General features: G+C 58.3%; 19 protein-coding genes. 10 read left to right on the top strand and 9 right to left on the bottom strand.

Annotated elements, in window-relative coordinates; translation table 11 throughout:
* Window positions 1-28: 28 nt before the first annotated feature.
* Both EKD05_RS14275 and EKD05_RS14280 read right to left on the bottom strand, forming a co-directional pair.
* Window positions 29-1,645: a peptide chain release factor 3 gene (locus EKD05_RS14275; RefSeq protein ID WP_129673933.1), complete on the bottom strand. Its 1,617-nt coding sequence runs from the start codon at window positions 1,643-1,645 to the stop codon at window positions 29-31.
* A 43-nt stretch (window positions 1,646-1,688) separates the two neighbouring features.
* Entirely contained in the window at window positions 1,689-2,327 is a 639-nt protein-coding gene (locus EKD05_RS14280) for a helix-turn-helix domain-containing protein (RefSeq protein WP_129673854.1), read from the bottom strand.
* Between the two features lie 152 nt (window positions 2,328-2,479).
* Between EKD05_RS14280 and EKD05_RS14285 the strand changes: the two genes are divergently transcribed.
* Both EKD05_RS14285 and EKD05_RS14290 read left to right on the top strand, forming a co-directional pair.
* Complete coding sequence (locus tag EKD05_RS14285; protein ID WP_129673856.1) at window positions 2,480-2,749, top strand: hypothetical protein; 270 nt, start codon at window positions 2,480-2,482, stop codon at window positions 2,747-2,749.
* Between the two features lie 34 nt (window positions 2,750-2,783).
* Window positions 2,784-3,050: a hypothetical protein gene (locus EKD05_RS14290; protein WP_129673858.1), complete on the top strand. Its 267-nt coding sequence runs from the start codon at window positions 2,784-2,786 to the stop codon at window positions 3,048-3,050.
* Between the two features lie 70 nt (window positions 3,051-3,120).
* On the opposite strand, the gene EKD05_RS14295 is transcribed toward EKD05_RS14290, so the two are convergent.
* A complete protein-coding gene (locus EKD05_RS14295) occupies window positions 3,121-3,303 on the bottom strand; it encodes a hypothetical protein (RefSeq protein ID WP_129673860.1) in 183 nt (60 codons plus the stop codon).
* Window positions 3,304-3,593: 290 nt separating this feature from the next.
* On the opposite strand from EKD05_RS14295, the gene EKD05_RS14300 reads away from it, so the two are divergent.
* Together EKD05_RS14300 and EKD05_RS25780 are read left to right on the top strand one after the other, a co-directional pair.
* Complete coding sequence (locus EKD05_RS14300; RefSeq protein WP_129673863.1) at window positions 3,594-4,757, top strand: hypothetical protein; 1,164 nt, start codon at window positions 3,594-3,596, stop codon at window positions 4,755-4,757.
* 307 nt (window positions 4,758-5,064) lie between these two features.
* Window positions 5,065-5,202 carry a hypothetical protein gene (locus EKD05_RS25780; RefSeq protein WP_165360742.1) on the top strand — a complete coding sequence of 46 codons (138 nt, stop codon included), beginning with the start codon at window positions 5,065-5,067 and terminating at the stop codon, window positions 5,200-5,202.
* 281 nt (window positions 5,203-5,483) lie between these two features.
* On the opposite strand, the gene EKD05_RS14305 is transcribed toward EKD05_RS25780, so the two are convergent.
* Together EKD05_RS14305 and EKD05_RS14310 are read right to left on the bottom strand one after the other, a co-directional pair.
* Window positions 5,484-5,729 carry a DUF4926 domain-containing protein gene (locus tag EKD05_RS14305; protein ID WP_240695783.1) on the bottom strand — a complete coding sequence of 82 codons (246 nt, stop codon included), beginning with the start codon at window positions 5,727-5,729 and terminating at the stop codon, window positions 5,484-5,486.
* A gap of 163 nt (window positions 5,730-5,892) precedes the next feature.
* Window positions 5,893-7,440 carry an ATP-binding protein gene (locus tag EKD05_RS14310; RefSeq protein WP_129673865.1) on the bottom strand — a complete coding sequence of 516 codons (1,548 nt, stop codon included), beginning with the start codon at window positions 7,438-7,440 and terminating at the stop codon, window positions 5,893-5,895.
* Window positions 7,441-7,588: 148 nt separating this feature from the next.
* Between EKD05_RS14310 and EKD05_RS14315 the strand changes: the two genes are divergently transcribed.
* Window positions 7,589-10,621, top strand: a complete 3,033-nt coding sequence (locus EKD05_RS14315) for a reprolysin-like metallopeptidase (protein WP_165360743.1) — start codon at window positions 7,589-7,591, stop codon at window positions 10,619-10,621.
* A 794-nt stretch (window positions 10,622-11,415) separates the two neighbouring features.
* A complete protein-coding gene (locus EKD05_RS14320) occupies window positions 11,416-12,444 on the top strand; it encodes a hypothetical protein (protein WP_129673869.1) in 1,029 nt (342 codons plus the stop codon).
* 73 nt (window positions 12,445-12,517) lie between these two features.
* Here EKD05_RS14320 and eno read toward each other — a convergent pair whose 3' ends face one another.
* Together eno and EKD05_RS14330 are read right to left on the bottom strand one after the other, a co-directional pair.
* Window positions 12,518-13,804 carry a phosphopyruvate hydratase gene (eno, locus tag EKD05_RS14325; RefSeq protein WP_129673871.1) on the bottom strand — a complete coding sequence of 429 codons (1,287 nt, stop codon included), beginning with the start codon at window positions 13,802-13,804 and terminating at the stop codon, window positions 12,518-12,520.
* Window positions 13,805-13,984: 180 nt separating this feature from the next.
* Window positions 13,985-15,388 carry a DUF4397 domain-containing protein gene (locus EKD05_RS14330; RefSeq protein ID WP_129673873.1) on the bottom strand — a complete coding sequence of 468 codons (1,404 nt, stop codon included), beginning with the start codon at window positions 15,386-15,388 and terminating at the stop codon, window positions 13,985-13,987.
* Between the two features lie 194 nt (window positions 15,389-15,582).
* Between EKD05_RS14330 and EKD05_RS14335 the strand changes: the two genes are divergently transcribed.
* Window positions 15,583-16,308: a thioredoxin domain-containing protein gene (locus tag EKD05_RS14335; RefSeq protein ID WP_240695784.1), complete on the top strand. Its 726-nt coding sequence runs from the start codon at window positions 15,583-15,585 to the stop codon at window positions 16,306-16,308.
* 40 nt (window positions 16,309-16,348) lie between these two features.
* A complete protein-coding gene (locus tag EKD05_RS14340) occupies window positions 16,349-17,281 on the top strand; it encodes a diguanylate cyclase (RefSeq protein ID WP_129673875.1) in 933 nt (310 codons plus the stop codon).
* A 5-nt stretch (window positions 17,282-17,286) separates the two neighbouring features.
* On the opposite strand, the gene EKD05_RS14345 is transcribed toward EKD05_RS14340, so the two are convergent.
* Together EKD05_RS14345 and EKD05_RS14350 are read right to left on the bottom strand one after the other, a co-directional pair.
* Entirely contained in the window at window positions 17,287-17,847 is a 561-nt protein-coding gene (locus EKD05_RS14345; RefSeq protein WP_129673878.1) for an RNA-guided endonuclease TnpB family protein, read from the bottom strand.
* Between the two features lie 12 nt (window positions 17,848-17,859).
* Window positions 17,860-18,453 carry a hypothetical protein gene (locus tag EKD05_RS14350; RefSeq protein ID WP_129673880.1) on the bottom strand — a complete coding sequence of 198 codons (594 nt, stop codon included), beginning with the start codon at window positions 18,451-18,453 and terminating at the stop codon, window positions 17,860-17,862.
* Between the two features lie 117 nt (window positions 18,454-18,570).
* On the opposite strand from EKD05_RS14350, the gene urtA reads away from it, so the two are divergent.
* On the top strand, window positions 18,571-19,872 hold the full coding sequence (gene urtA / locus EKD05_RS14355; protein ID WP_129673881.1) for an urea ABC transporter substrate-binding protein: 1,302 nt from the start codon (window positions 18,571-18,573) through the stop codon (window positions 19,870-19,872).
* On the top strand, window positions 19,869-24,320 hold the full coding sequence (locus tag EKD05_RS14360; protein WP_129673883.1) for a response regulator: 4,452 nt from the start codon (window positions 19,869-19,871) through the stop codon (window positions 24,318-24,320). The genes urtA and EKD05_RS14360 overlap by 4 nt, the downstream gene beginning before the upstream one ends.
* Window positions 24,321-24,381: the final 61 nt, after the last annotated feature.

Below are 24,381 nucleotides of genomic sequence, written 5' to 3' on the forward strand. Positions count from 1 at the left end.
GCAAGGCTGAGGCGCAGCGGAGTGCGCTTCACCTATCAGGGCCACGTAGGAGTAACTGGGGACGTTCACGCTCAAGATAGGCGAGCTCCCACTCGCTCGTAAAGAGCAGCACCGGATCACCATTGTGATCGCGCATCTGGCGTACCGTCGAAAAGAGCCGCGTCTCAGACAACACCTCGGGTGTGCAGGTCGGCCAACGGGCAGTGGTATATGCCAAAGGCTCAAGGGTGGTCTCGACATTGTACTCGGCGGCCATCCGCGCCTGTACCACATCAAACTGCAACTCACCGACAGCAGCGAGAATTGGCTCACGCCGCAGGCCATCAGGGTCATAGAGCAACTGCACAACCCCTTCTTCAACCAGTTGTTCAAGGCCCTTGTGGAATTGCTTGTGTTTGGCGAGGCTGCGATTCTGCAGTACCGCAAAACACTCGGGCGCAAAACGCGGGATGGCGGTGAACGTCAAGGGTGATCCGGCACAGAGCGTATCACCAATGGCAAAAACCCCAGGGTTCGTCACGCCGATCACATCGCCCGGGAAAGCCTCGCTCACCGTCTCACGCTCGCGGGCAAACATCCGACTCGGGCGGGTGAGCCGGATGCTCCGCCCAAGGCGCGGGTTCTGAACCTGCATATCCTTGGTGAAGCGACCCGAGCAGACCCGAATAAAGGCGGTGCGGTCGCGATGCTGGGGATCCATATTGGCCTGAATCTTGAAGACAAAGCCCGCGAAGGGTTCAGCAATTGGATCGATCAAGCCCCGGTCACTCATCCGCATCCCAGGCGGCGGGGCGAGTTCAACCAGCGTCTGCAAGAAGGCCTCGACCCCAAAGTTGTTCAGCGCACTGCCAAAGCAGACCGGCGTCACCTCACCGCGGAGGAAGGTTGCCTCATCAAACGCTGCGCCAGCCCCTTCCAGCAGCGCCACATCATCACGCAGGCGCTGGGCAGCCGCAGCGCCAATCAGGGTCTCAAGCGCCGGATCAGCGAGATCAGCCACCTGAACTGGCGCACGGTGGGCACCATGGGCGGTACGCGTAAACCGTAGCACCTGACGCTCAGACAGATTGTAGACGCCCTGAAAATCCCCGCCCGAGCCAATGGGCCAATTGAGCGGCGTCGCACCGATGTCCAACACCCGCTCGATCTCGTCAAGCAGATCAAGCGGCTCGCGCCCTGGTTGGTCAAGCTTGTTGATAAAGGTCAGAATCGGCACCCCCCGGCGGCGACAGACTTCAAAAAGCTTGCGCGTCTGCGCTTCAATGCCCTTCGCGGCATCGAGCACCATAACGGCACTATCAACCGCCATCAGCGTACGGTAGGTATCCTCGCTGAAATCCTGGTGGCCGGGGGTATCAAGCAGATTGATCCGATAGCCGGCATAGTCAACCGCCAGCACCGTGGACGTGATCGAAATGCCACGCTCACGCTCCATCGCCATCCAGTCAGAGGTCGCATGGCGCTGGTGCTTGCGGGTTCGCACTGAACCGGCAAGATCGATGGCCCCCGCGTAGAGCAGCAACTTCTCGGTGAGCGTTGTCTTGCCTGCATCGGGATGCGAAATAATCGCAAACGTACGACGGCGGGCGGTCTCGGAAACCAACTGCTGATCGGCAAGCGTTTGCTCAGTTGGTGGGGTGATCATCATAGACATCAGGCAGGTATCTCCTGGGATAACGTGGACAGCATCAATGCAGTTCATCGCGCCGCGTATCGCTCTGGGTTTTCAAGGCAAGCACATCCTGAACAAGATCACTCCGCCCGCTGCCACCAACCAGAAGCACGGTGGCCGGGAGTTCGCTCTGGTTGGCCCAGGCAAACGCCATCCCAGAGGGCAGATAGGCACTATCACCAGCCGAAAGGATCTCAACTCCATCATTAGTAACAAGCGCAAGGCTGCCGCTCAGCACCAGCGCAAACGTATCGTGGCGATGCACTTCGGGATGCTGGCTACTCATCCCCGCAGGCGCAATGACCAACTCAACGGCGGCGAGACGCCGCTCAGGCGAAGCGTCGCTCAGCACGCTGATCGTCGTCTGGGAGCAGGCGCTCGTATGGCTCGCACGATCACCACGGCGAATTACCGTTCGCACCGCAGCATTCTGTTCAAGCGAGCTAAAGAGTTGGCCGAGGGTTACTCCGAGGGCACTGGCAATCTTCTCGAGTGACGCAAGCGAAGGCGAGGCGGCATCGGCCTCAATCTGCGAGATAAAAGAGGGCGAAAAGCCAACCTGGGCGGCCAACGTCCGCACCGAAAGCCCGCGCTGGGTACGCAACTCGCGCAGCATTACCCCAAGGCCCTGATGAGCCCGTTCTCCTGATGCCATCCAGATGCATCCCTGTTATACCGTGCGCAGCAATTGCGTCGTAACCTCAGGCCCATATTGTACACTAGTATTGTATATATGTGAAACAGGAGTGATCAAGTACGCAGGGCTGATTGCCGAGGCGAAGTTGACGGGGGTGGTGCAGACCCGCGTTGAAGTCGCAGCACCTGCCCGATGGGAACACCGCCTGGGTCGTGGCCGCCATCTGGGTGGATCTGGCCGCATGGCAAGCCATGGGTGCGCGGTTGGGCTGGCAGGTCTCTGTGACCAACACCACGCCTGCGCAGGATGACGTCGCGGCGCTGGTGACAAGCTCTCACCAGCAACCGGTGCATGAGCGCAGCTTCAGTCGGCTCAAGACGCGCAATCTGCACGCCCCAGCGGCGCTAAGCCCAAAGTCGGCGCTTTTTCAGGCCCGGTAGCCTTCAAAACGCTTTGAAAACGGTGAGCAACGCGATGGTCAAGCCGCTTATTGGCCCCCCCGGGACCATCTTCACAGTGATCGGCATTGGTTTCGCGCCGGGTGAGAAAGTCGGGGTCTACGTCACCGCACCGGATGGACAGGTCGATGGCGCACCTTTCCAGATCGGCGCGAACGGCGTTGGCTTCACAGATAAAGTCTCTTTTGAGACGGAGGCGGATATCCAGCTTGGTGTATGGGCAATGACCTTTGAGGGGGTGAGCAGCGGCCATAAGGCCATCGCCTACTTCCGCATTCAGTAGCACGCGCTGTTCAGGGAGGGCAAGCCCTCCCTGAGAACCCCTCCCTACCGCAACTTTTCCCTGGAAGTCTTTAGAGGCTGCCTGAAAAGGGTGTGAAGGCGATCCGGCGCCGTGGTTGCGGCGCATCACGATGAATGAGCAGGTAGGCCAGGAATGCCTGGAGGCGCGGCGCATGCAGGGTATGCAGCGGCGTTCCGCCTACGTACACCTGAAAGGTTCCGAGCATCTGGATCGACATGGGCTGATGATCCATTGCCGCTCTCCTGAACCGTACATAATATGCTGCAGCCATCATCAGAATCAGAACTGCGCATATTCGGATAGCCGCTGAATGAAGCACAAGCGACTGTTACGACAGGTAGCAAAACATCAGATAGTGAACAAACACCTGCTTATCGTAGCATAAATCAAGTGAAATGACTGGAGCGAAAAGGAGTTGCTAACTTATGGTATATTGCCTTAACGGATGCCTGCTTCTACGGTGAGGCGGGTAAGCTTGGTACAATAGCAACAGCATCTTCCCTGCCCTGCTGAGGATACGCTATGCGCGAGATTGACGTCATTCGTGAAACCCGTCGGTTGTTCCAGGCTCACGGGTTGCTTGGGCAACCGATCCTGGATCTCTATACCGATGCACATCCATCATTAATAGGCGATCCTTCTTTAGAGCCATTTCAGCGCTTCACCCTCCAATTTGATGCGTTTGCCACCCATCCAGATCTGGTTGGCCGCCTCGCTGATGGCGCAACCATGTTTGCAGTTGAAGCCAAAGGCGAAATGGATTGGCTCAAAGGCCTCGCCCAGGCCGAGACCTATCGCTATGGCTTTCACGCCGTGCTCATGGCGGTCGCGGGCACCCCCTCACCAGATCTCGTCACATTTGCCCGGCAACGAGGAGTGGGCATCCTCGCGATCACAACCGGTACGCTGCAACTCCTGGAGCCTCCGGTGCTCCACTTACCTCTGCTGAAACATGCCGAGCATATTCGGCGTCAGTTTGCCACGGGAAGTGCGCTGCGCACCCAGTTTAGCTACAATCTCCCGACCCACTACCTCGCCTGTGCCGCCTGTCTGTATGCCTGGGAACGTGAGGAGGGGGTTGCGCCGGTTGCGCTTGCGCAGCTCGAAGCGGTGGTACGCCAGCACTATCCCGTCATGCCCCGCCAGTTCAAGCCAGCTTTGCAGGGAGCCGAAAAACTGGGCCTACTCGTGATCCAGGGGCGAACGATCAGCCTCAGTCCGCTGGGGCGTACCTGTGCCAGCTTATTGCCTCCCGCGGTGGAACTCGCCACCTTGCATCGTGCCGCGATCAAGCGGCAGCCGCTCGTTGACCTTGATCCGCGTACGGCGGCGGTCTTGCGCATCCTGTTGCTTCGCGATCCCATTGCCGGATTCTTACACGAGATCCTCACGCAGATCGGCCCGCAGCAGCCGGTACCCATGCCCGTGCTCGTGGAAACCGCCGCCCGGTTCGACAAACTCCTTACGCCGCTGGTCTTCTTCTTTCCCCGTGATGTCGCAACGTTGCTTGACGACCAAGGCTTTCTGATCTGGCGCAAGATCCAGCCCCAACACTATCGTACATCCATTTATATGCAGTACAAGCAGATCATGACCCACGCTGGCATGCTGCACTACCACGGTGTCGGGGGAACATCGTCGCAGCACTATCAGCCCGAGCGCGATCTTTGGGAGGTACGGCTCTAAACGGAGGTACGGATGCCATCCGTATATTCCCCACAAAATGCAATCGCCGCTGATCCGTTGCAACAACCGGAGCAATCAGCGTGAACACCCGCTCTATCTCCCGATCTGGATAAAGATCAGGATACATCGGTATTGGATCTATTGATAAAGCATTTAATTGTTTAATCTGAGCAGCTGTAAACTGCGGAAGCAAGGTCGTCTGAAACGATTGCACACCCATCTTCCGCATCAAAAAAATCATATTGGCGGCGAGATGAGAGCGCCCATAGGTGACATGTGGGCTGACCATAGAGATAAAGGTGTCGTGATGCAGCTGCGAATTCCGCGCATGAGCAACCAGAAACTTGGCATGGTTGGCGACGGGATCCGCACGACTGACTTCAAATTCAACCCACACCGCGTGTCGTCCATCGTTATGGCGAAAAAGCACATCAACCCGCGATGAATAGCCCATACGTCGTTCAAATGTTTCTGAAAGAAGGCGTTGTTCGGTGTGACACGTCCAGCCGATTGGACATTGCTGCTTAAACATAGTCTGCAAATATTCAGCGAGGAAGCCCATCATCTGCACTTTCTAGTTGCTCGCAATGGTGCAAAGAATTGCCAGCGATCGCTGGAACCATTTTAGCGCTTGCGTTTGCAATAGGATGTGATTAACACACTCATCCCAATCTTGTCAGGCACTTAAGCGTGGCCTAGGGATTATTGCGATCTAGCCTGCACAGATCAGGCACCACCGTTAGCTTCCCAACGTTGCAAAGCATGAGCGGGAACAGTAATTACCCCTCGCGTCGTACCGTCTGCGTCAAAAAACTCCACACTATATCCCATCTCATAACCCGGGCGGTCATGACGATCAACGACGGTACCGACAGCGCCAGCAAACATACCCTCTTCCGGTATATCAATCAACAACAAAACATCTTCATAGAGTGAAAACTTTAGCATAACGCCTCTTTCTAAAAACAACATTTTACATCATTGCACAAAAAGGATCCCATAGAATGGGATCCTTTTTGACCTTGACCTTGTCCACCGGAACAGCGCTTCCTTGCTTATTCCGGGTCTGGTGCGCTTAAACGCTCGTCACGTATGGCGTCAAGACGCTCGCTTTTCCCCAGAAGGTAGGATGGCATCACCCCCGCACCAGCGTCACCACGCGCCCGCTCGTCGTGGTGGCGCTGGTCGCGCTGGTGCGTTCGGCAATGGGTGGCTGCCCTGGGCGCTGGTCGAAGACCACCAACCAGCCGGTGTCGAGGCCCAATCCGGCTAGGTAGCCATCGAGTTGGGCCAACCCTTCGGTCTGCGGGTCGGGGTTGCCTTCCCGCCAGACCTTCACCTCAATCGGCAGGACCACGTTACCAAACTCCAGGCGCAGATCGAGTCGCCCGCGCCCCACGGCGGCCTCGCGCTCGACACGCCCGCCACCATTGGCGACCCGATCGAGGAAGGCCATCAACACGAGGTGGGGCGCGATCTCATGGTAACTGGTCGTGCCCAACAGGGGCTGCCCGTGCTGCCGCCAGAACGACAGAAAGGCCTCCAGCAACCGGGTTGGCTCAAGCTGCCCATCTGGGCCGATCCATGTCGGCACCACCGGCGGAAAGAACGAGCGCGTCGTGAAGGTCAGCGTGCGCGGAATGACCGCCGCATAGATCGGGTTGGCCAGCACCAGACCCTGATGTGCATCGAGGCGTACCAGGCCAAGATCCAACACGAACTGAATATCATCATTCGGCATGTTGCTGGGCAACAGCCCCGCCAACAGCGGCTCGATCACCGCACGCACCCGCGGTTCGCGCAAGCGCTCGGCCAGACTATCGAGGTGGGTATCCTGCCGTTCGATCAGCACATCCCTCGCGGCGCTGATCAACTCCGGCGTAATTGGCGTTGCCGGGTCGGGCGCGAGTTCTTCGACCGCGACTTTGGCCAGCGCATTGACCAGCCACGGTTGGCCCTGGGTCAGCGTGAAGGCCAACGCGCTCGCCTCGGGGGCAAAGAGTTGGCCGGTGTCGGTGGTGTGCTGCGCGTAGAGGGCCGCAACATCATCCGCATTGAAGTTGTCCAGCGTCAGCGAACGCGTCTTGATGTTGAAAGGGCTGGCCGTGCCGAGGCGGGTAGTTCCGCCAGCGGCAACCTTATAATCACGCACATCGCGCATGCCGATCAGGGCCAGGGCATGGGGAAAGCCGTCGGGGCGATCCGGATAACCCGTCCGCAACTGGCGCAAGACCGCGATCAGCGCCGCGTCCTGCAAGGCGTCAATCTCATCAATCAGGATCACCAGCGGGCGGGGCGAGGCTTGAGCCCAAGCGCGCAGCGCGGCGCGGATCGCTGTCCCAGACTCAGCGGTGGGCCAAGGTGGCGGTTGCAGTTCCGGCGGCAAGCGTAGCAGCGCATCCTCGCGCCACGAATCCAAGATCGCCGCCTCGGCCTGTTCTGGCGTCGCCGAAAATGGTGCCCCCACCTCGACCGAGAGCATGATCGCCGTCCAGTCTCCGCTCGCCGTCAGCGCCTGGGCCAACGCCAACATCGCGGTGGTCTTACCGGTCTGGCGCGGGGCGTGCAGCACAAAGTAAGACTGCTGCACAATCAGGCGCTCAAGCTCAGGCAGCCGCGCCAACGGCGGGAGCATATAGTGAATAGTGGGGCGGCAAGGGCCAGCCACGTTAAACCAGCGCATAGATATCCTTAGGCTCATGCAGGCCAGTAGTGTCCATTGTACCATTAGACCATTAGACCAGACCTCACAGGTCTTCAAGAGCTGTAGGGGGGACTTTCATGATCACGAGCCAACGATCACCATCGCCCAGAGTGGCAGCAACGGCAGCATGCGCCGCGACTATCGGCTGGCGATTGCGACCACCGGCGAGTATGCTCAGTTCCACGGGGGCACCAAGGCCAGCGTCATGGCTGAAATCGTCAATGTAGTGAATGCGCTCAATGCGATCTACGAGCGCGACATGGCGGTGCGCTTTACGCTGGCCGCCAATACCGACCAACTCTTCTTTCTTGATCCAGCGACCGATCCCTATCCCAATGATCCTGATGGGGATGATCGACGCGATTTGCGCCTGATCAACAATCAGGTCATTCCCAATACCATTGGCATTGATAATTTTGATCTTGGACACGTATTTTCAACAGAAAATGGCGGCACCGCAGGTAGTCTTATCTGTGCAAACACCCAGGGGCGATCACTGCGGAAAGCTGAAGGAACCAGCGGTAATCCAACCCCAGCAACTGCAGCCATTGTGCGGATTACAACCCACGAAATTGGTCATCAGTTTGGGGCTGATCATAGTTTTAACAGTACGGCTGGACGCTGTGGTGGTGTAGGGCCAACCAGTGGCAATCCCTCACGAGCTGAAGGATCAGCCTATGAAGCCGCAAGCGGTACGACGATTATGAGTTATGCGGGCATCTGTGCGCCAGAGAATATCCAAAATCGTGCCGATGCTTATTTTCATAGCCACAGTTTAGGGCAGATGCAGAGTTGGATTCGAGGTTCGCTGGCCAGTTCGTGCGGTACCGATGTTCCCTCCGGCAATGGTTCGCCCGTGGTGGATGCGGGGCCGAGCTATACGATCCCAGCACGCACGCCGTTTGAACTGGTTGGTACGGCGAGCGATGTAGATGGCGATGCGCTCACGTTTACCTGGGAGCAGTACGATCTTGGGCCGCCCTCGCCGCCACTGACCGATGACGGGGCGCGCCCGATCTTCCGTTCGTTCCCGCCGAGCGCCAGCCCGAGCCGGCTCTTCCCGCGCTACCTCGACATTGTGACGGGGCAGGAAACCATTGGCGAGACGCTGCCAACGACCAATCGCACGCTCACCTTTCGCTTCACCGTGCGCGATAACCAACCCGGTGCGGGAGCCTTTGCCTTCGATAGTACGGCGCTCACGGTGGTGGCTGAGGCTGGCCCGTTCCAGATCACGAGCATTGCCGGCGGCGAACGCTTCGCCCAGGGGGCAAGCCTTGGCGTGACCTGGGATGTTGCCAATACCAACCTCGCGCCGATTAGCTGTGCAAACGTGCAGATCGATCTCACCGAAGATGCTGGCTCTACATACACCGCACTGCTCGCCAGCACGCCCAACGACGGCAGCGCTAGTGTCACCCTCCCCAACCGTGCCATGCTCGCCGCCAACCTGCGCGTCAAATGTGCCGACAACATCTTCCTCGACCTCTCGCCCACCTTCAGCACGGCAGGTTCAATCGTCACCAAAACCAGCGACGACAACGGCACCTGCACGCGTGAGGATTGTGCGCTGCGTGAAGCGGTCGCGTTGGTCAACGCCCTCCCTGGCGCGAACATCCTTGAACTGAACGCCGGGGTGTACCAACTCAGCCTGAACGCGGCAGGGCCACTGGTGCTCAGCGATACGCTGACGATCGAAGGCGCTGGGCCAGATCAGACGATCATTGATGGCGGGGGGCTGGATCAGATTATCCGCGTTACCCGCGAGACCAGCGTGACCCTGCGCAATCTGACTCTGCGCAATGGCACAACAACGGTTGACGGCGGGGGGCTCAGCAATCAGTTTGGCAACGTGACCCTGATTGATGTCATTGTAGAGAACAATCACGCCGACGGACGCGGTGGCGGGGTACATAACGATGGACAGATGCGGATCGAGCGCAGCATCATCCGCAATAATCGTGCGAAAACAGATGGCGGTGGGATAGGCAGCAGACTCTCGTTCCGCTTCTTCGATTACGATCCGCTCGGTTCGCTAGAGATTGTAGATAGTGTTATTCGTGATAATACTGCCGATAATCGCGGCGGCGGCGTCTACTTCTCCAGTTTCTCAGCTGATCCGGCGGCGCACTTGCGTATCGAGCGTAGTGCGCTAGTGCATAACACGAGTCTCAGCGGCGGGGGTGGTCTCTCATTCCTCACCAATAACTCCACCAGTCAGAGTGTGATCGAAAATGTTACCTTTAGTGGCAACAGTGCCGACTTTGGTGGCGCTATCGAGACCTTCGCCAGCACGCCCAACGAGGTCCGTTTCGCCTTTAATACCCTGACAAACAACCGTGCCCGCTTTGTTGGCGGCTTCTACTGGGGTGGCAGTGCAGTCACTGCGACGGGCAACATCATCGCCGCGAATGGCGACCGCGACTGCGGTTTTCCTAGTGATGCCGCCACGCGCCCAGGCAGCCTCACCTCTGGCAGCTCCAATCTCGTTGGCGATGGAACCTGCCTGTTTGACGCCACCTCAGACCAGAGCGGCACGCGCCAGGCTCCGCTTGAACCTCGCCTCGCCCCGCTCAGCGATTACGGCAGCACCACGCTCACCCACCCGCCCTACGATGAGAGCCCTGCACTCGACGCGGCGGGAGGCACCTGCCCCGCCACCGATCAACGGGGTATCGCCCGCCCGGTTGGGCCAGCCTGTGATATCGGTGCCGTCGAGCGCAGCGCCAGTGATCCCCTTGCGCCCACGCCTACGCCTACGAGTACACCCACGGCAAGCCCATCACCCACCACCACCACCTCACCCACCGCTGGGCCGTCAGCTACAACCACCGCGAGCCCGTCACCCACCGCTGACCCGTCAGCCACCCCGACCACCACACCCACCGCTGGCCCGTCGCCCACCCCGACGACCACACCCACCGCCGGCTCGTCACCCACCCCAACCACCACACCCACCGCTGGCCCGTCGCCCACCCCAACCACCACACCCACCGCTGGACCGCCAGGGACACCCACGGCGAGCCCGTCACCCACCGCTGACCCGTCAGCTACGCCCACCACCGCGCCCACCGCTGGCCCGTCGCCGACGCCATCACCCACCCCAACAACTGGCACGATCAACGCGAATCGGGTCTACCTGCCGCTGGTGCGGCGCTAGGGGTGGGTGCATCGTTACAGTTGTTACCGCTGCCACAGCGGGGGTGCGGGGCCTGCCCTGAGCTTGTCGAAGGGGCATGGCTCCCGCAAAACCCCCATTCCGATGGGGTGGATGCAGAGGGCAAGAGAAAGCTGAAAGCTGAAAGCTGAAAGCTGAAAGCTGAATCTTCACTGATCTTCATGGAAGACCCCTCGCATCCGCTCCTAAGAAACAACCCGTGTTGTCGGCTCCAGCGTGTCCTCGGTCATTCCGAACGGAGCGGAGCGCAGTGAGGAATCTGCACTGATCCGCACGGAAGACCCCTCACTCCGTTCGGGGTGACAGGGCGGGCGCAACGGGGTGAGAGGGCGGGCGCAGCGGGAGGCAACGCCAGCCATGTCATTCCGAACGCAGTGAGGAATCTGCACTGATCCGCACGGAAGACCCCTCACTCCGTTCGGGGTGACAGGGCGGGCTACGCACCGGCACTGTTTCTCTCCCCACCACTGGCCCGCGGGCCATAGGATACTCGGGGTGACATGGGGGGCAACGCATCCGCATTGGTTTCCCTCCGCACCAGTGGACTGCCGGCCTTTGAACACTCAGCATGGACCTTGCGGCATCATCAACAGTAATTGGTATAACTCACCGCAGCAGCAAGCGCACTGACATCAGGCGATAACAAGATTGTCATCCAAAACGCCCCTTCTCGCGCAAGCGCGGGAGGGGGCGTTTGGCTACTTATTGATGTCCACCGAAAGCACGCTGTTTGATGTGTCAAAACGTCAGCCTTCTGCACATGTAAGGAGACAACCATGCGTCGTATGCCCACCCTCTTGTTCGCCCTACTGTTCGCCCTGCTGCTCGTCAGCTTCATGCCCGCCCACGCTACCCACGCCCAGACCGCCCAGCGCTGTTTTGCCGAGACCAATCAGTGCATCAGTGGGCCGATCCGTCAGTATTGGGAGCGCAACGGCGGCCTGGCCGTCTTTGGCTTCCCGATCACCGCACAGAACGCTGAGACCGTCGAGGGCCAGACGCTGCAAGTGCAGTGGTTCGAACGCGACCGCCTCGAAATCCAGGCCAATGGTCAGGTAACCGCCGGACGACTCGGGGTCGAGTGGCTGGCACAGCAGGGGACCCCCTGGCAATTCGGCCCCGGCGAAGCTGCAAATGCGGACTGTCTCGCCTTCGCCGAAACGGGCCACCGTGTCTGTGGGGCGTTTGCCACCTACTGGCAGCGTAACGGCGGCCTAGAGCGCTTCGGTTTCCCGATCACCGGTGCGTACGAAGCGGAGATCGAGGGCAAGCGTCTGACCGTCCAGTACTTCGAGCGCCGCCGCTTCGAGTTGCACGATGTCAACACAGTGCTGCCCGGATTGCTCGTCAGCGAAGTGCTACAGGGGCGCGGTGGAGTGTCTGTGCCCGTTCCAGCAACCGAGCCAGCACCGGCAACCGAGCCAGCACCGGCAACCGAGCCTGCGCCGGCAACCGAGCCTGCACCCGCACCTGCGAATTGTGACGGGATTCCGGAATGGGTTGGCGATGGGGTTATCTTCTACGACTTCAATGAAGAGGAACTCCTGCTTACCGACTGCTTATATCCCTCCAATGATTTTTTTATTTGGATCTATGACTTCCGCGCCAATGAACAGATCCGCTGGCGTACAACCGGGCCAGATGGACGAGTCACTGAGCAAGTCGTTCAGGCCGATCGTGATGGCAGTTGGTTCGAATACTTTGTACCGCCCTCTTCTGGCTGGCCGCTGGGCGATTACAAAGTTGAGTTCACCGGCCAGAGCAGCGGTAAGGTTGTCATCCTCTACTACCGGGTGATTCCCTAAGAGAAGGCGCGAAGGCGCAAAGGTTTACATCCATACCTTTGCGCCTTCGCGCCTTTGCGTCAAATAAATACCCTCAGAACTTCACATGGAAGGCCGCTTTGCCGGCGTACTTCGCGGCACCACCAAGCTCCTCTTCGATGCGCAGCAACTGGTTGTACTTGGCGATCCGGTCGGTGCGGGCCGGCGCTCCGGTCTTGATCTGGCCGGCGTTGGTGGCGACCACCAGGTCGGCAATCGTGACATCCTCGCTCTCACCTGAGCGGTGCGAGACAACCGCCGTCATCGCGTGGCGCTGCGCCAGTTGGATCGCCGCCAGCGTCTCGGTCAGGCTCCCGATCTGATTGAGCTTGATCAGGATCGAGTTGGCCGCATTCTCGTCAATCGCCCGCTGCAAGCGACTCACGTTGGTCACCAGGAAATCGTCGCCAACGAGTTGCACTTTGTGGCCGATCTTCTGCCGCAAGAGCTTCCAACCCTCCCAGTCATCTTCGTGCAGGCCGTCTTCGAGTGAAATCAACGGGTAGCGATTGGCGATATCGGCCCAGTAATCAACCATCTCTTCGGTGGTCAGTACCTTGCCGTCACGCTTGAGGTGATACTTGCCATCCGCGTAGATCTCGGTACAGGCCGGATCCATCGCGAGCATGACCTGCTCGCCGGGGCGATAGCCCGCCTTTTCGATGGCCTCCATAATCACCTGCAGGGGCGCCTCGTTACTCGGCAGGCTTGGCGCAAAACCACCCTCATCACCGACCGTCGTGCTCAAGCCACGGTCGTGCAACACCTTCTTCAGGCTCTGATAAATCTCGGAGCCCCAGCGCAGCGCGTCGCTAAAGGTTTCGGCACCAACTGGCATGACCATAAATTCCTGGAAATCGGTGCTGTTCGAGGCGTGCTGCCCACCATTCATAATGTTGAGCATCGGCACCGGCAAGACATGCGCATAAGCACCACCAAGATACCGATAGAGTGGGAGGCCAAAGGCTGCCGCAGCGGCCTTGGCACAGGCAAGCGAAACCCCAAGGATCGCATTCGCCCCAAGCTTGCTCTTGTTCGGCGTGCCATCAAACGTGATCAACTCCTGATCAATCCCGATCTGATCAGCCGCATCAAAGCCCACCAGGGCCTCGGCAATATCTTCATTGACCGCACGGACAGCCTTCAACACACCCTTGCCGCCGTAACGCGCCTTATCGCCATCGCGCAACTCGAGCGCTTCGTGAGCGCCGGTTGAAGCCCCACTCGGCACAATCGCTCGCCCGACATCACCACTCTCCAGGCGAACATCAACCTCAACCGTCGGATTGCCGCGTGAGTCGAGAACTTCACGGGCGATGATCTCTTCGATCAGCGTGGACATACTTCCTCCGCTCTATCATGCGTCTTGTTTTGCAGCCCCAGGCCACATACGCCCGCCAGTATAGCATATCGTATTTTTGACTGCCAATCCTCAATGATGGAATCGCTTTACTGAGACGCACAAAAGCCAGCATTGCTGGCTTTTGTGCGTCACGGTAAGAATGGGCTGTGCCTATGGCATTTAGTTGGCAACAAAGGGCAAGTAGACCCGATTCGGCTCACGGAGACCAAGCACAACCGTGCCTACATCCTGATTAACCCCATCACCAACCGCAAAGACGGTGATGTCGTCGCCTGCGACCAGCGTAAACGGCGGCAGGTCGAGCAACGTGGTAGAGCCATCCGGCGTGGCAATGATCAGGTCATACGTCCCAGGAGGCAAGTCCAGGGTGCCCGTACCCTTGTACGGCACATTGCCCAACCCAGGCACGAGCGTGCCATCCTGAAGACGGATCGAGACATTTGCCCCTTCACCAGCGGCAAACGGCGCAGCGTGGTAGATCCGCACCCGCGCCGTATCAGTGATTGGGGGTGTGATGGGATCGTTCAAGAGCACCAACTCAGGCGCAAAGCCATTGGCCCCACCAATCGCCATCGCCGTGTAGCGCATCCCCGGCGCAAGCGTCACCGACCCCGAAATCGCCACGGTGTCGGCCAGCGCACGCGGCGCACTCGGAATGACCACATTGATCGGATAGGTGCCATCAGTCAATGGCACATAATCAGTCGTATCGCCAAACCCAAAATCACTGACCAGGGTCAACGGCGTGTCACCCGGCACAACCACATTCACCGCCGCACGGCCCCCCGCAAACGGGGCCAGGTGCGCCAGGCGAACCTGCGCAGGGACACGCTGCGTGCCGCCCAGGAAAAAGAACTCGGCAGGGTACGTTGCCGTGCCAGTCCCAATCGCAAAGACCGTCGTGATCGACTGGGACGGGACATTCAAGTTGGCCGGGCCAATAATGGGCGGATCGGCCATAGGATTGCTCGTAGGCACCACCTTGACCGGAATGTCGGTATCGCCAGGCACAGGGAGATAACCACTGAAGGCACCAAAGGCGACCCCGGTGAGCCCGCCAATCACTTCATTGGTCGTTGCATTGCGGAGATCAACCGCTGTGTCGGCCAGGGGCGCGAATGGTGCCGCATGAACCACGCGTACATTCGCATTCGGAGCCGCAGGCACGCTGTTATTGTCAACGAGAGGGAAGAGGCCGAGCGGAATGGTATTCGCACCCCCACCGGCAAAGACAGTGTAATCAGTACCGGCCTCAAGACTCAACGTTGCCGTAATCGCCGGGGCAACTTCGAGATCGGTTCCCGCAAAGACCTCTACCGTGTAATCACCAGGGGGCAGCGTCGCGGTCAGCGGGGCATCCTTGTACTTGAAGTCACTAGCTAGCGTTGCGCCATTGACCACCACCGTCACCGCCGTACCATCAACTGTTGCCGCAAAGGGGGCCAGATGCAGGATGTTCACCCGCGCATTCGCCTGGGCGCGACTCGGGGGCGAAACGACAAACAGACCAACCACCAGGGCAGTAATGACCGCAACAGCTACCGACAAGACACTCCGTCGCATGCATTGCTCCTTTTGAATGCAGAGAGAGGCTATGTACAGCCAAGCTTTGGCTGTACAAGCACCACTTTTCAGGCTTCACCAGATTGCGTTACGTAGGCTGCACTGTTCTGTACGTACACTGGTAAGATCTGGATGCATTGAAAGAGTATAATAGAGGTATAAGTGCTGAGAAGGATAGTGAAGGAGCAAAGTTTGTGAAGCGTCTTTCTCTCTGGATGATCTTTGTCTTCATCCTGACCGCGTGTGGCAGCTATGCCCCACCGGTAACTTCCGAGACAACCGAAGAACTTCGTCAGACAAATATAGCGATCAATCGGCCCCCAACCATCCCTCCCTTGCCACCTGGGCCAACGCCAACACCGCGCCCAGAACTGGCCGCGATCTTTGATCTTCGTGATGACGACCCCCGTGCGCTTGGCGATCCCAATGCGCCCGTGTTGATCGTAGAGTTTACCGACTTTGAATGCACTTTTTGCCAACGCTTTTTTCAAGAGACCCGACCGCAGATGTTGAGCGAACTGGTCGAAACGGGCAAAGTGCGCCTGGTTGTGCGCGATCTGCCGCTGACCACGATCCACCCCTCAGCGCTCGTCGCTGCGGTCGCGGCGAACTGTGCCGCTGATCAAGGCCAGTTTTTTCCGATGTACGAGCGGCTCTTTAGCAGTCATCAGCAAGAATGGGGCGGGGTTCCCCAGCGTGATCGCGTTGTGTTTGGCGAATTTGCCGATCAACTGGGCCTTGACGGTACCGCCTTCCGCGCGTGCCTCGATGACCCCGCAAGCGAAAAAGCGGTCTTGAATGAAATGCAGGCCGCGCTGGCACTTGGCATTAACTCAACACCAAATTTTGTTGTCAATGGGCAGCTGGTGCGCGGAGCCCAGCCGTTCCGTGTCTTTGAGGAACTGGTCAGCCAGCAATAAGTTCTGCTTGCGCCCACATCAGGCGCGTAAGGACGTTCAGATGGACCCACAACCTGAGCCACGGCAAAAGATCCTGCTGGTTGACGACACACCGGCGAATCTTGTCATTCTTGGTGAGGAATTACAACACGATTATGAGGTTTTTGTCGCTACCAATGGGTTCCAGGCGCTCAAAATAGTTGACTCTAATCCACCCGATCTGATCTTGCTTGATATCATGATGCCGATGATGGATGGCTACGAGGTGTGTCGTCGCCTCAAAGATACTTCCGAAACCAGTGGCATTCCGATCATCTTTATTACAGCCATGGACGCCGAAGAAGATGAAGCCCGCGGGCTTGAAGCGGGGGCAGTGGACTATATCACCAAGCCGTTTCATCTACCCATCGTCAGAGCCAGAGTGCGCACCCACATGGATTTGAAGCGCAAGACCGATATCTTGCAGCACCTCTCTAGCCATGATGGCCTGACGGGGATTTTCAACCGCCGTCGTTTTGACGAAGTCATCGATCGCGAATGGCGTCGCGCCGCACGAAAAAGACAGTCATTATCATTAATCCTGCTGGATATTGATGGATTCAAAGGCTACAACGATAACTACGGTCACCTGATCGGTGATCAGTGTTTGCAACAGGTAGCCACCATTTTGAACGCCTCGTTGCGCCGGGCCGGTGATTTCCTTGCCCGCTATGGTGGCGAGGAATTTGTCGTGGTGCTGCCCGATACCGACGTCGATCAGGCTATCTATATCGCCGAGCGCATGCGTCAGGCGGTCGCAGAAAAACGTATTGAACATGCGTTTTCACATGTAGCCCCCTACATTACGATCAGCGTAGGGGTTGTCTCGACGAAGCCAGGCAATATCATCAACCATCAGGCCCTGCTTGAACTAGCTGATCAAGCGATGTATTGCGCAAAAAACTCGGGACGCAATTGTGTTGTCCATCAGGTGCTGCCACACACCAATACGTGACTCAGTCAGATACCCAGCGCTAAAGCTACTGGGCTTGTGCTCGCTCCTCCACCCGAAGGTGGCGCAGCACCATAGGCCGTCTGACGTGCGGCCCGAAAGGCGATATTCACCGCAGCGTTTGTGTCAGCGTTTGCCGTATACCCGCACGAGAGGCACTTGAAATGGGCCTGATCTGCACGGTTCTTCTTGTCGCAATGTCCGCAGACCGAACAGGTGCGGCTGGTGTTGCGCGGATCTACCGCAATCACCAGAACGCCCGCCTGCTGCGCCTTGTAGGTGACAAAGCTCCGCAACTGCCGAAAAGCCCAACTTGTGCGAAGACGACGCTGCGAACGTCGACAACCATTGTCTGTGCGCGTGCGGATATGGCTCAACTCCTCAAGCGCCAGTGCCTTCCGTTCCGTCTTCGCTTTTGCCACCAGCTTCTTGCTGATGCAGTGATTCACATCCCGCTGAAAGCGTGTCTCACGACGGGCGTTCTTCCTCAACCGCCAGCGGGCGCGGCGCGTGTTGGCTTTTTGAAGTCGCTGACGGTGGCGGAAGCGCCGTTCACGAGTCTGCTTCACATCCTCGCCGCTCTACGTTTCACCATCACTATCGGCGGCAAGGTTGACAATGCCGAAATCAACACCCAGGAAGCCGGTCGGCTCGTCGGGCGCAGGGCTGGCCTTGGTCTGCGTGATGTGCAGGAAGAACTGCCCGTCCCGCTGCATCAGCTCGGCGCCGCCAATCTTCCAGCTCGTATCGTACAGATAGCGTCGCTGAAACTCGCCCAGCACCAGTTGGCCCATGACCCGCCCCGTCAGGGTGTTCAGGCTCACGCGGTCGAGGCTCATCAGGCGATAGGTGCGTGCGTCGTAGCGGATCGAGCTATCCGGCTTAAAGGTAGGACAGGTGTCCGAACCATTCGCCCGCGCCGCTCGAACCGCTTCAGCCGCCTTGTCCCTGGCGCAACAGGCCAGTTGCGCTCCCAGACCGTAATTGACGCGGGTGGGGCCGTAGACGACGTGATGGAGCTTGTTCTTATTGGTGATACGCTCCTCCCACGCAACCGAGGCGCAGTAGGTTGCCGCCGCGTTGAACGCTTCTGCCGTCGCAAGAATAGCGGCAACAGCGTCGGCATCAAGCGAGAGCTTGCAGCATACGGTTCGTGTGGAGAGCATTTGTATCATAAGACAAGTATACCACATATCGAACGCCCGTGCGAGCGCACGCTGAAGCGGGCTAAAGCAGAGCGCTCCTCCCAGCGCGAAAGCTGCTGGGTTTCCGCGCCTAAAGGCAAGCATTCTATGAACAAGACCAAGTGGACACGATTCAGATCAACGTTGATCTTGCTGTGCTTCTTGCTTGTTGCCGTACTAGGCTGGGGTTGTCAACTCACCAGTACGAGTTCGTCCGAGCCAATCAAGGTTGGCATTCTCCATTCCCTGACGGGGACGATGGCCATCAGTGAACAGAGCGTGAGCCAGGCTACGCTGCTTGCTATTGAAGCGATCAATGCCCAGGGGGGCGTGCTTGGCCGCAGGCTCGAGCCAGTCCTTCGCGACGGTGCCTCGCAGAGCGCTATCTTTGCGCGTGAGGCCGAGGCCTTGCTTGTCGAAGAAGACGTGGCCGTGATCTTCGGCTGTTGGACCTCGGCGGCGCGCAAAACGGTCAAGCCCATCGTCGAACAGTATCAGCGCCTCCTCTTCTATCCAGTGCAGTATGAGGGCCTCGAGGCGTCACCCAACATCATCTATACCGGGGCCGCCCCCAATCAGCAGATCATTCCCACCGTCAAATGGGCGATGGATAACCTCGGCCAACGCTTTTTCCTGATCGGCTCGGATTATATTTTCCCGCACGCCGCCAATGCGATCATGAAAGACCAGATTGGCTCGCTACGTGGCACTATCGTCGGTGAACAGTATGTGCTGCTGGGCAGTACCGACGTCGCCGGAGCCGTCGAGGCGATTGTGCAGAGTCGCCCGCAGGTCATTCTGAATACCCTCAACGGCGATAGCAATGTCGCCTTTTTCCAGGCCCTCCGCGCCCAAGGCATTACGCCACAGGATATCCCTACGATTTCGTTCAGCATTGCAGAAACTGAACTCGCGACGATGGGCAGCGCTGCATTCGCGGGTGACTATGCCGCATGGGGCTATTTCCAGAGTCTCGCTGGGCCAGTCAATGCCGCGTTTGTCCAGGCCTATCAGGCCCGGTATGGCGCTGATGCGGTGATCACCGACCCGATGGAGGCAGCCTATCTGGGGGTCAAGCTCTGGGCCGCTGCGGTTGAGCAAGCAGACAGCCTGGAATTCAACCGGGTACGCAATGCGCTGCACGGCCTCTCGCTTGAGGCACCCCAGGGTGCGATCAGCGTTGACCCTATAAGCCAGCACCTCTGGCGTACGGTGCGGATTGGGCAGATCCAGCCTGATGGTCAATTTGAGGTCGTCTGGAGCTCGACCAAGCCCGTGCGTCCGTTGCCCTATCCAGCCTATCGCTCGGTCGAACGCTGGGAAGTGTTGCTCAGCGAGCTTCATACCCGCTGGCAAGGCCAGTGGCAGAATCCGTTTGCCCTCCCAACCATTATCGAGGCCGAACCATGATCAAACTCAAATCTATTGCAACCGAACTCGGCCTGATCTTTTTGACTATTGCCCTTGTGCCAGTCCTGATTGGCTCGATCGTCATCAATCAAGCTTTCAGCAACGCGATGCAGCAAAAAGAGCGTGACGCCCTTGCTGAACGTGCTGATGCGGCCCATACCCGCATCGAGAGCTATGTGCTGAACATGATCCAGGATGCCACGACCCTCGCAAACTTGCCCGACCTGCCTCCTTTGTTCGATGCCCCCCCAGGTATCATCTCCCCATCTTATGAACTCATCGCCTACCTGAAAACGTTCATTGCCGAGAAGGGCTACTACGACCTGCTGCTCATTGATCAGGGCGGGACGATCCGCTATTCGCTCAAGGCCGAGGCCGATCTGGGCCAGAATATCTACGATGAAATGCTTGGGCAGACCGAATTGGCCCGTACGATTGATGCCGCCAATACCCTCTTGCAGACCGAGGTCTCTGATTTTGGTTTCTATGCGCCCAGCAATGCTCCGGCCGCGTTCCTCGCTGCCCCGATCTTCCAAGATGGCGTCATCGTCGGCAATATCGTCTTGCAAATCGAGCCGCAGGAACTCTACGCGATCGTCAATCGCTTCGCCGGGCTCGGAACAACGGGCGAAATCCTGATGGGGGCCTATGATCATGAACGCCTGATGATCACGGTACCACCCCGGCATAACCCCGACCTGCCGCATCAAGCGCTTGACGAGGCCGCCTTTCTCCCCCTTCGCGAGGCCTTGCGGGGTGCGCAGGGTAGCGGGATCTATCCAGACTATCGCAACGAGGAGACGCTGGCCGTTTGGCGGTATCTTCCCTCGCTCAACTGGGGCATGGTCGTCAAAATTGACACCGCCGAACTCTATGCCCCGATTCGACGCAACGAGATGATCGGACACTGGATTTTGGGCGGGTCGCTCATTCTGGTCATTGGGGCAATGTTGCTCGCCAATCGGTTGATTTCCCAACCAATCATTCAGTTCTCACAGGCCGTACGGGCCCTGCGCCATGAGCCCATGCCATCGCAGGTGCAGATCAAGGCTCGTCACGAGATCAAAGAGTTAGTGGATGATTTCAACCTCTTGATTGTTGATGTCCGCTCAGAATTCGAGCATCTCGTGGCAGATCGCACGGGTACCATCCAAGAGAGCATGGAACGTTTTGATCAACTGGCCCGCCAGAGTCGCACCGTTACCTGGGAAGTTGATCCCACCGGATGCTTCCGCTTCCTCAGCCCGGTCGCCGAAGAGGTCTTTGGCTATCATCCTGAGGAGATTATCGGGAAGAAGTATTTCTACGACCTGCACCCTCCCGAGGAACGTGAACGCTTTAAAACCGAGGTATTCGCGGCCTTTGAACGTCGTGAGGCTTTTGTCGATCTCGTCAATCCCATCGTTGCCAAAGATGGACACCAGATCTGGGTCGCCTCCAACGCCTTGCCAATGCTCGGCCCGGATGGTGAACTGCTTGGCTATCGTGGGACTGACACCGATATTTCGGCTCGCAAAGCGCAAGAACAACATCTGCTTGAAACGAGTCGCTTTCATGCCACAGCCGCGAAACTCGCCACCGCCAATGCCAATCTGCGCATTGATGCGATTGATGAGGGCATCCATGCATGCCTCGCGATTCTCGGCGAGTTTATGTCAGCCCAACGCGCTTATGTCTTCAGCAATGATTTCGCCAATGAAACCTGGTCAAACACCTACGAATGGTGCGCCGAAGGCGTGGCGTCACAGATCGCCGATCTGCAAGACGTCCCGTTTGACACGTTTCCCGGGTTGATCGAACGGTTCCAGCGTGGCGAGCTGCTCGCGCTCGGTAGCCTTGACCAGATCCCTGCCGAGATGCAGGATGCCGCTGCGCTCCTGGAGATGCAAGAGATCAAGGCAATGATTATGCAACCAATGATCGTTGACGGTGCCTTGATCGGGTTTCTTGGGTTTGATGATACGACCCGGGAACGGGTTTTTACCAATACCGAATATGCCCTGCTCGCGCTTGCCGCCGATAATTTTGCCGCCACGCTGGCCCGTCACGGCCAGTTTATGCGCGAGAAAGCAACCAATGAGCAACTCAAGCAAACCATCGCCCGGGCCAACGAATTGGCCATCCGTGCCGAGGCCGCCAGTGTCGCCAAGTCCGAGTTTCTCGCCAATATGAGCCACGAAATTCGCACCCCCCTCAATGCGATCATTGGCTTCCTGGAACTGGCCCTCAAGACCGACCTTATGCCCAAACAGTCTGATTACCTCGTGAAGAGCCGTTTTGCGTCGCAGACACTGCTCAGAACGATTAACGATATTCTCGATTTTTCGAAGATCGAGGCAGGCAAGCTAGAACTGGATCATGCCCCGTTTGTGCTGGCCGAAACGCTCAACAATGTCTCGAATATGCTCGCCGAACGAGCCGCCCTCAAGGGCATCGAATTGTGCCTTCACCTTGACCGTACAATGCCCAGGATGTTTGTGGGCGATGCCTTCCGCCTCGAACAGGTGCTGATCAATCTGGTCGGCAATGCGATCAAGTTTACCGAGACCGGTGAAGTCAATGTGCGTGCGGAACTGGCCGAACACCACGACGATCAAGTCTTGCTGCGCTTCACGGTGCAGGATACCGGTATCGGGATGGCTGCCGAGGAACGTGCCCGCCTCTTTGTTCCCTTTGTCCAGGCCGATGGCTCAATGACCCGCCGCTTTGGTGGCACCGGGCTGGGCCTCGCGATCTCACGTTCGCTTGTAACGATGATGAGTGGAACCATTGAGGTCACAAGCACGCCAGGCGAGGGCAGTACGTTTGCTTTTACCATAGCCTGCAGGCTCGCCGATGAACAGATGCAGCCTCACCCCGATTTTGCCTTGCCCGCCACGTTGCACGGACGCAAAGCACTGGTGGTTGACGACAACGCGCATGCCCGTGAACTCTTGCAAGAGATGCTCCAAACGTTTCAATTTCGTGTAACGACGGCTGCATCGGGTGAAGAAGCCCTCGCCCACCTCGAAGCAACGCCCGCCGATGACCCCTTTGCGCTCGTGCTGATGGACTGGCGTATGCCAGGGCTCGATGGCATTGAAGCAACAACCCAGATCCAGCGCAAGCTTGCCGATCGCGCGCTGCCGCTCATCATTATGGTCACTGCCTATGGCCGCGAAACAATTATGCGCCGCTCGGCAGAGGTCGGCATCGGTGCCTTCCTCACCAAGCCGATCAACGAAGCGTCGCTCTACCATGCCATCCTCGATCTCTTTGATCAGCCTGACAACCTGAACCTTCACCACGACCAAACAGCCGGGGCTACCACGATCGAAAGCTATCGCAACAACCTCATGGGCCGTCGCATCCTCCTGGCCGAAGACAGTCCCTTCAATCAACAAGTCGCGGTTGAATTACTCGCCGAAGTGGGCATCGAGGTTGCCGTGGCTTGGCATGGCCGCCAGGCGGTCGAGATGTTGCTGGGCGACGATCCAAAGCGCTACGATGCCGTCTTGATGGATGTGCAGATGCCCGTTATGGATGGCTTCGAGGCAACCCGTACGATTCGCGAAGACGCAGCGTTGCGCGATCTCCCGATTATCGCCCTGACCGCCCACGCCATCAGCGGCGACCGCGACCGCTGTCTGGCCGCTGGCATGAACGATTACATCAGCAAGCCGATCGCAAGCCAGCAACTCTTTCAAACCCTGCTACGCTGGGTATCACCTGGTGAAGAACCGGGTACACTACCGCCGATCATCACAGGAAGAGCGATGTCGCCCCAAACAGACCCCGCGGAAACCGACCCGCCTGAAGCAAACCAGGCCCTCCCAGAAACACTTGAAGGCCTCGCCATCAAGCGGGCGATCCAGCGTCTGGGGGGCAAAACCAAACTCTATCGGCAACTCATCCAGAGTTTTCTGGTTGAGCATGGCAATGATGCCGAACGCATCAAAGAGGCCCTCACGACCAATCAACCCAACGAGGCGCTGCGCATTGCACACACCCTGAAAGGCGTTGCAGGAACTATCGGGGCAACCGAATTGCACACCGAGGCCGATCGCATTGAACAGGCCCTCAAAACCGCCCCCAACGAACCACTGGATCTGAAGGCTCTGCAGCAGACCTGCACGCGTCTCAAAAACCTCTTGCCAACCCTCTTCCACCAAGAACAAGAGGAGGTGGAAACAAGGACACAACCTTTGCCGCTCCTCGATGATCAGACACGTCTCCTTGCCCAACCACAATTTGAACAATTAGCGGCTCTACTCAGCACCGGCAACTTTGCCGTCCGCAAATACCTCACCTCGCTCGAGCAAAGCATCCCTAGCCTCAGCAGCCTCCCCGAATTTCAAACCCTCGCGCGCCACGTCAACAACTTTGCCCTCGACGAAGCCCGCACCGCCCTCCCCCACCTCACCGCCCGCCTTGGCTTCACGCCTATGAACGATCCACCTGAGACATAAGAAACGTTGGATTGCGCACCCCAGGCATCTCTTCGAACGCTTCCGGGAAGCTCTCATGCTT

Source organism: Candidatus Chloroploca sp. Khr17 (genome assembly GCF_004138165.1).
Taxonomy (GTDB): domain Bacteria; phylum Chloroflexota; class Chloroflexia; order Chloroflexales; family Chloroflexaceae; genus Chloroploca.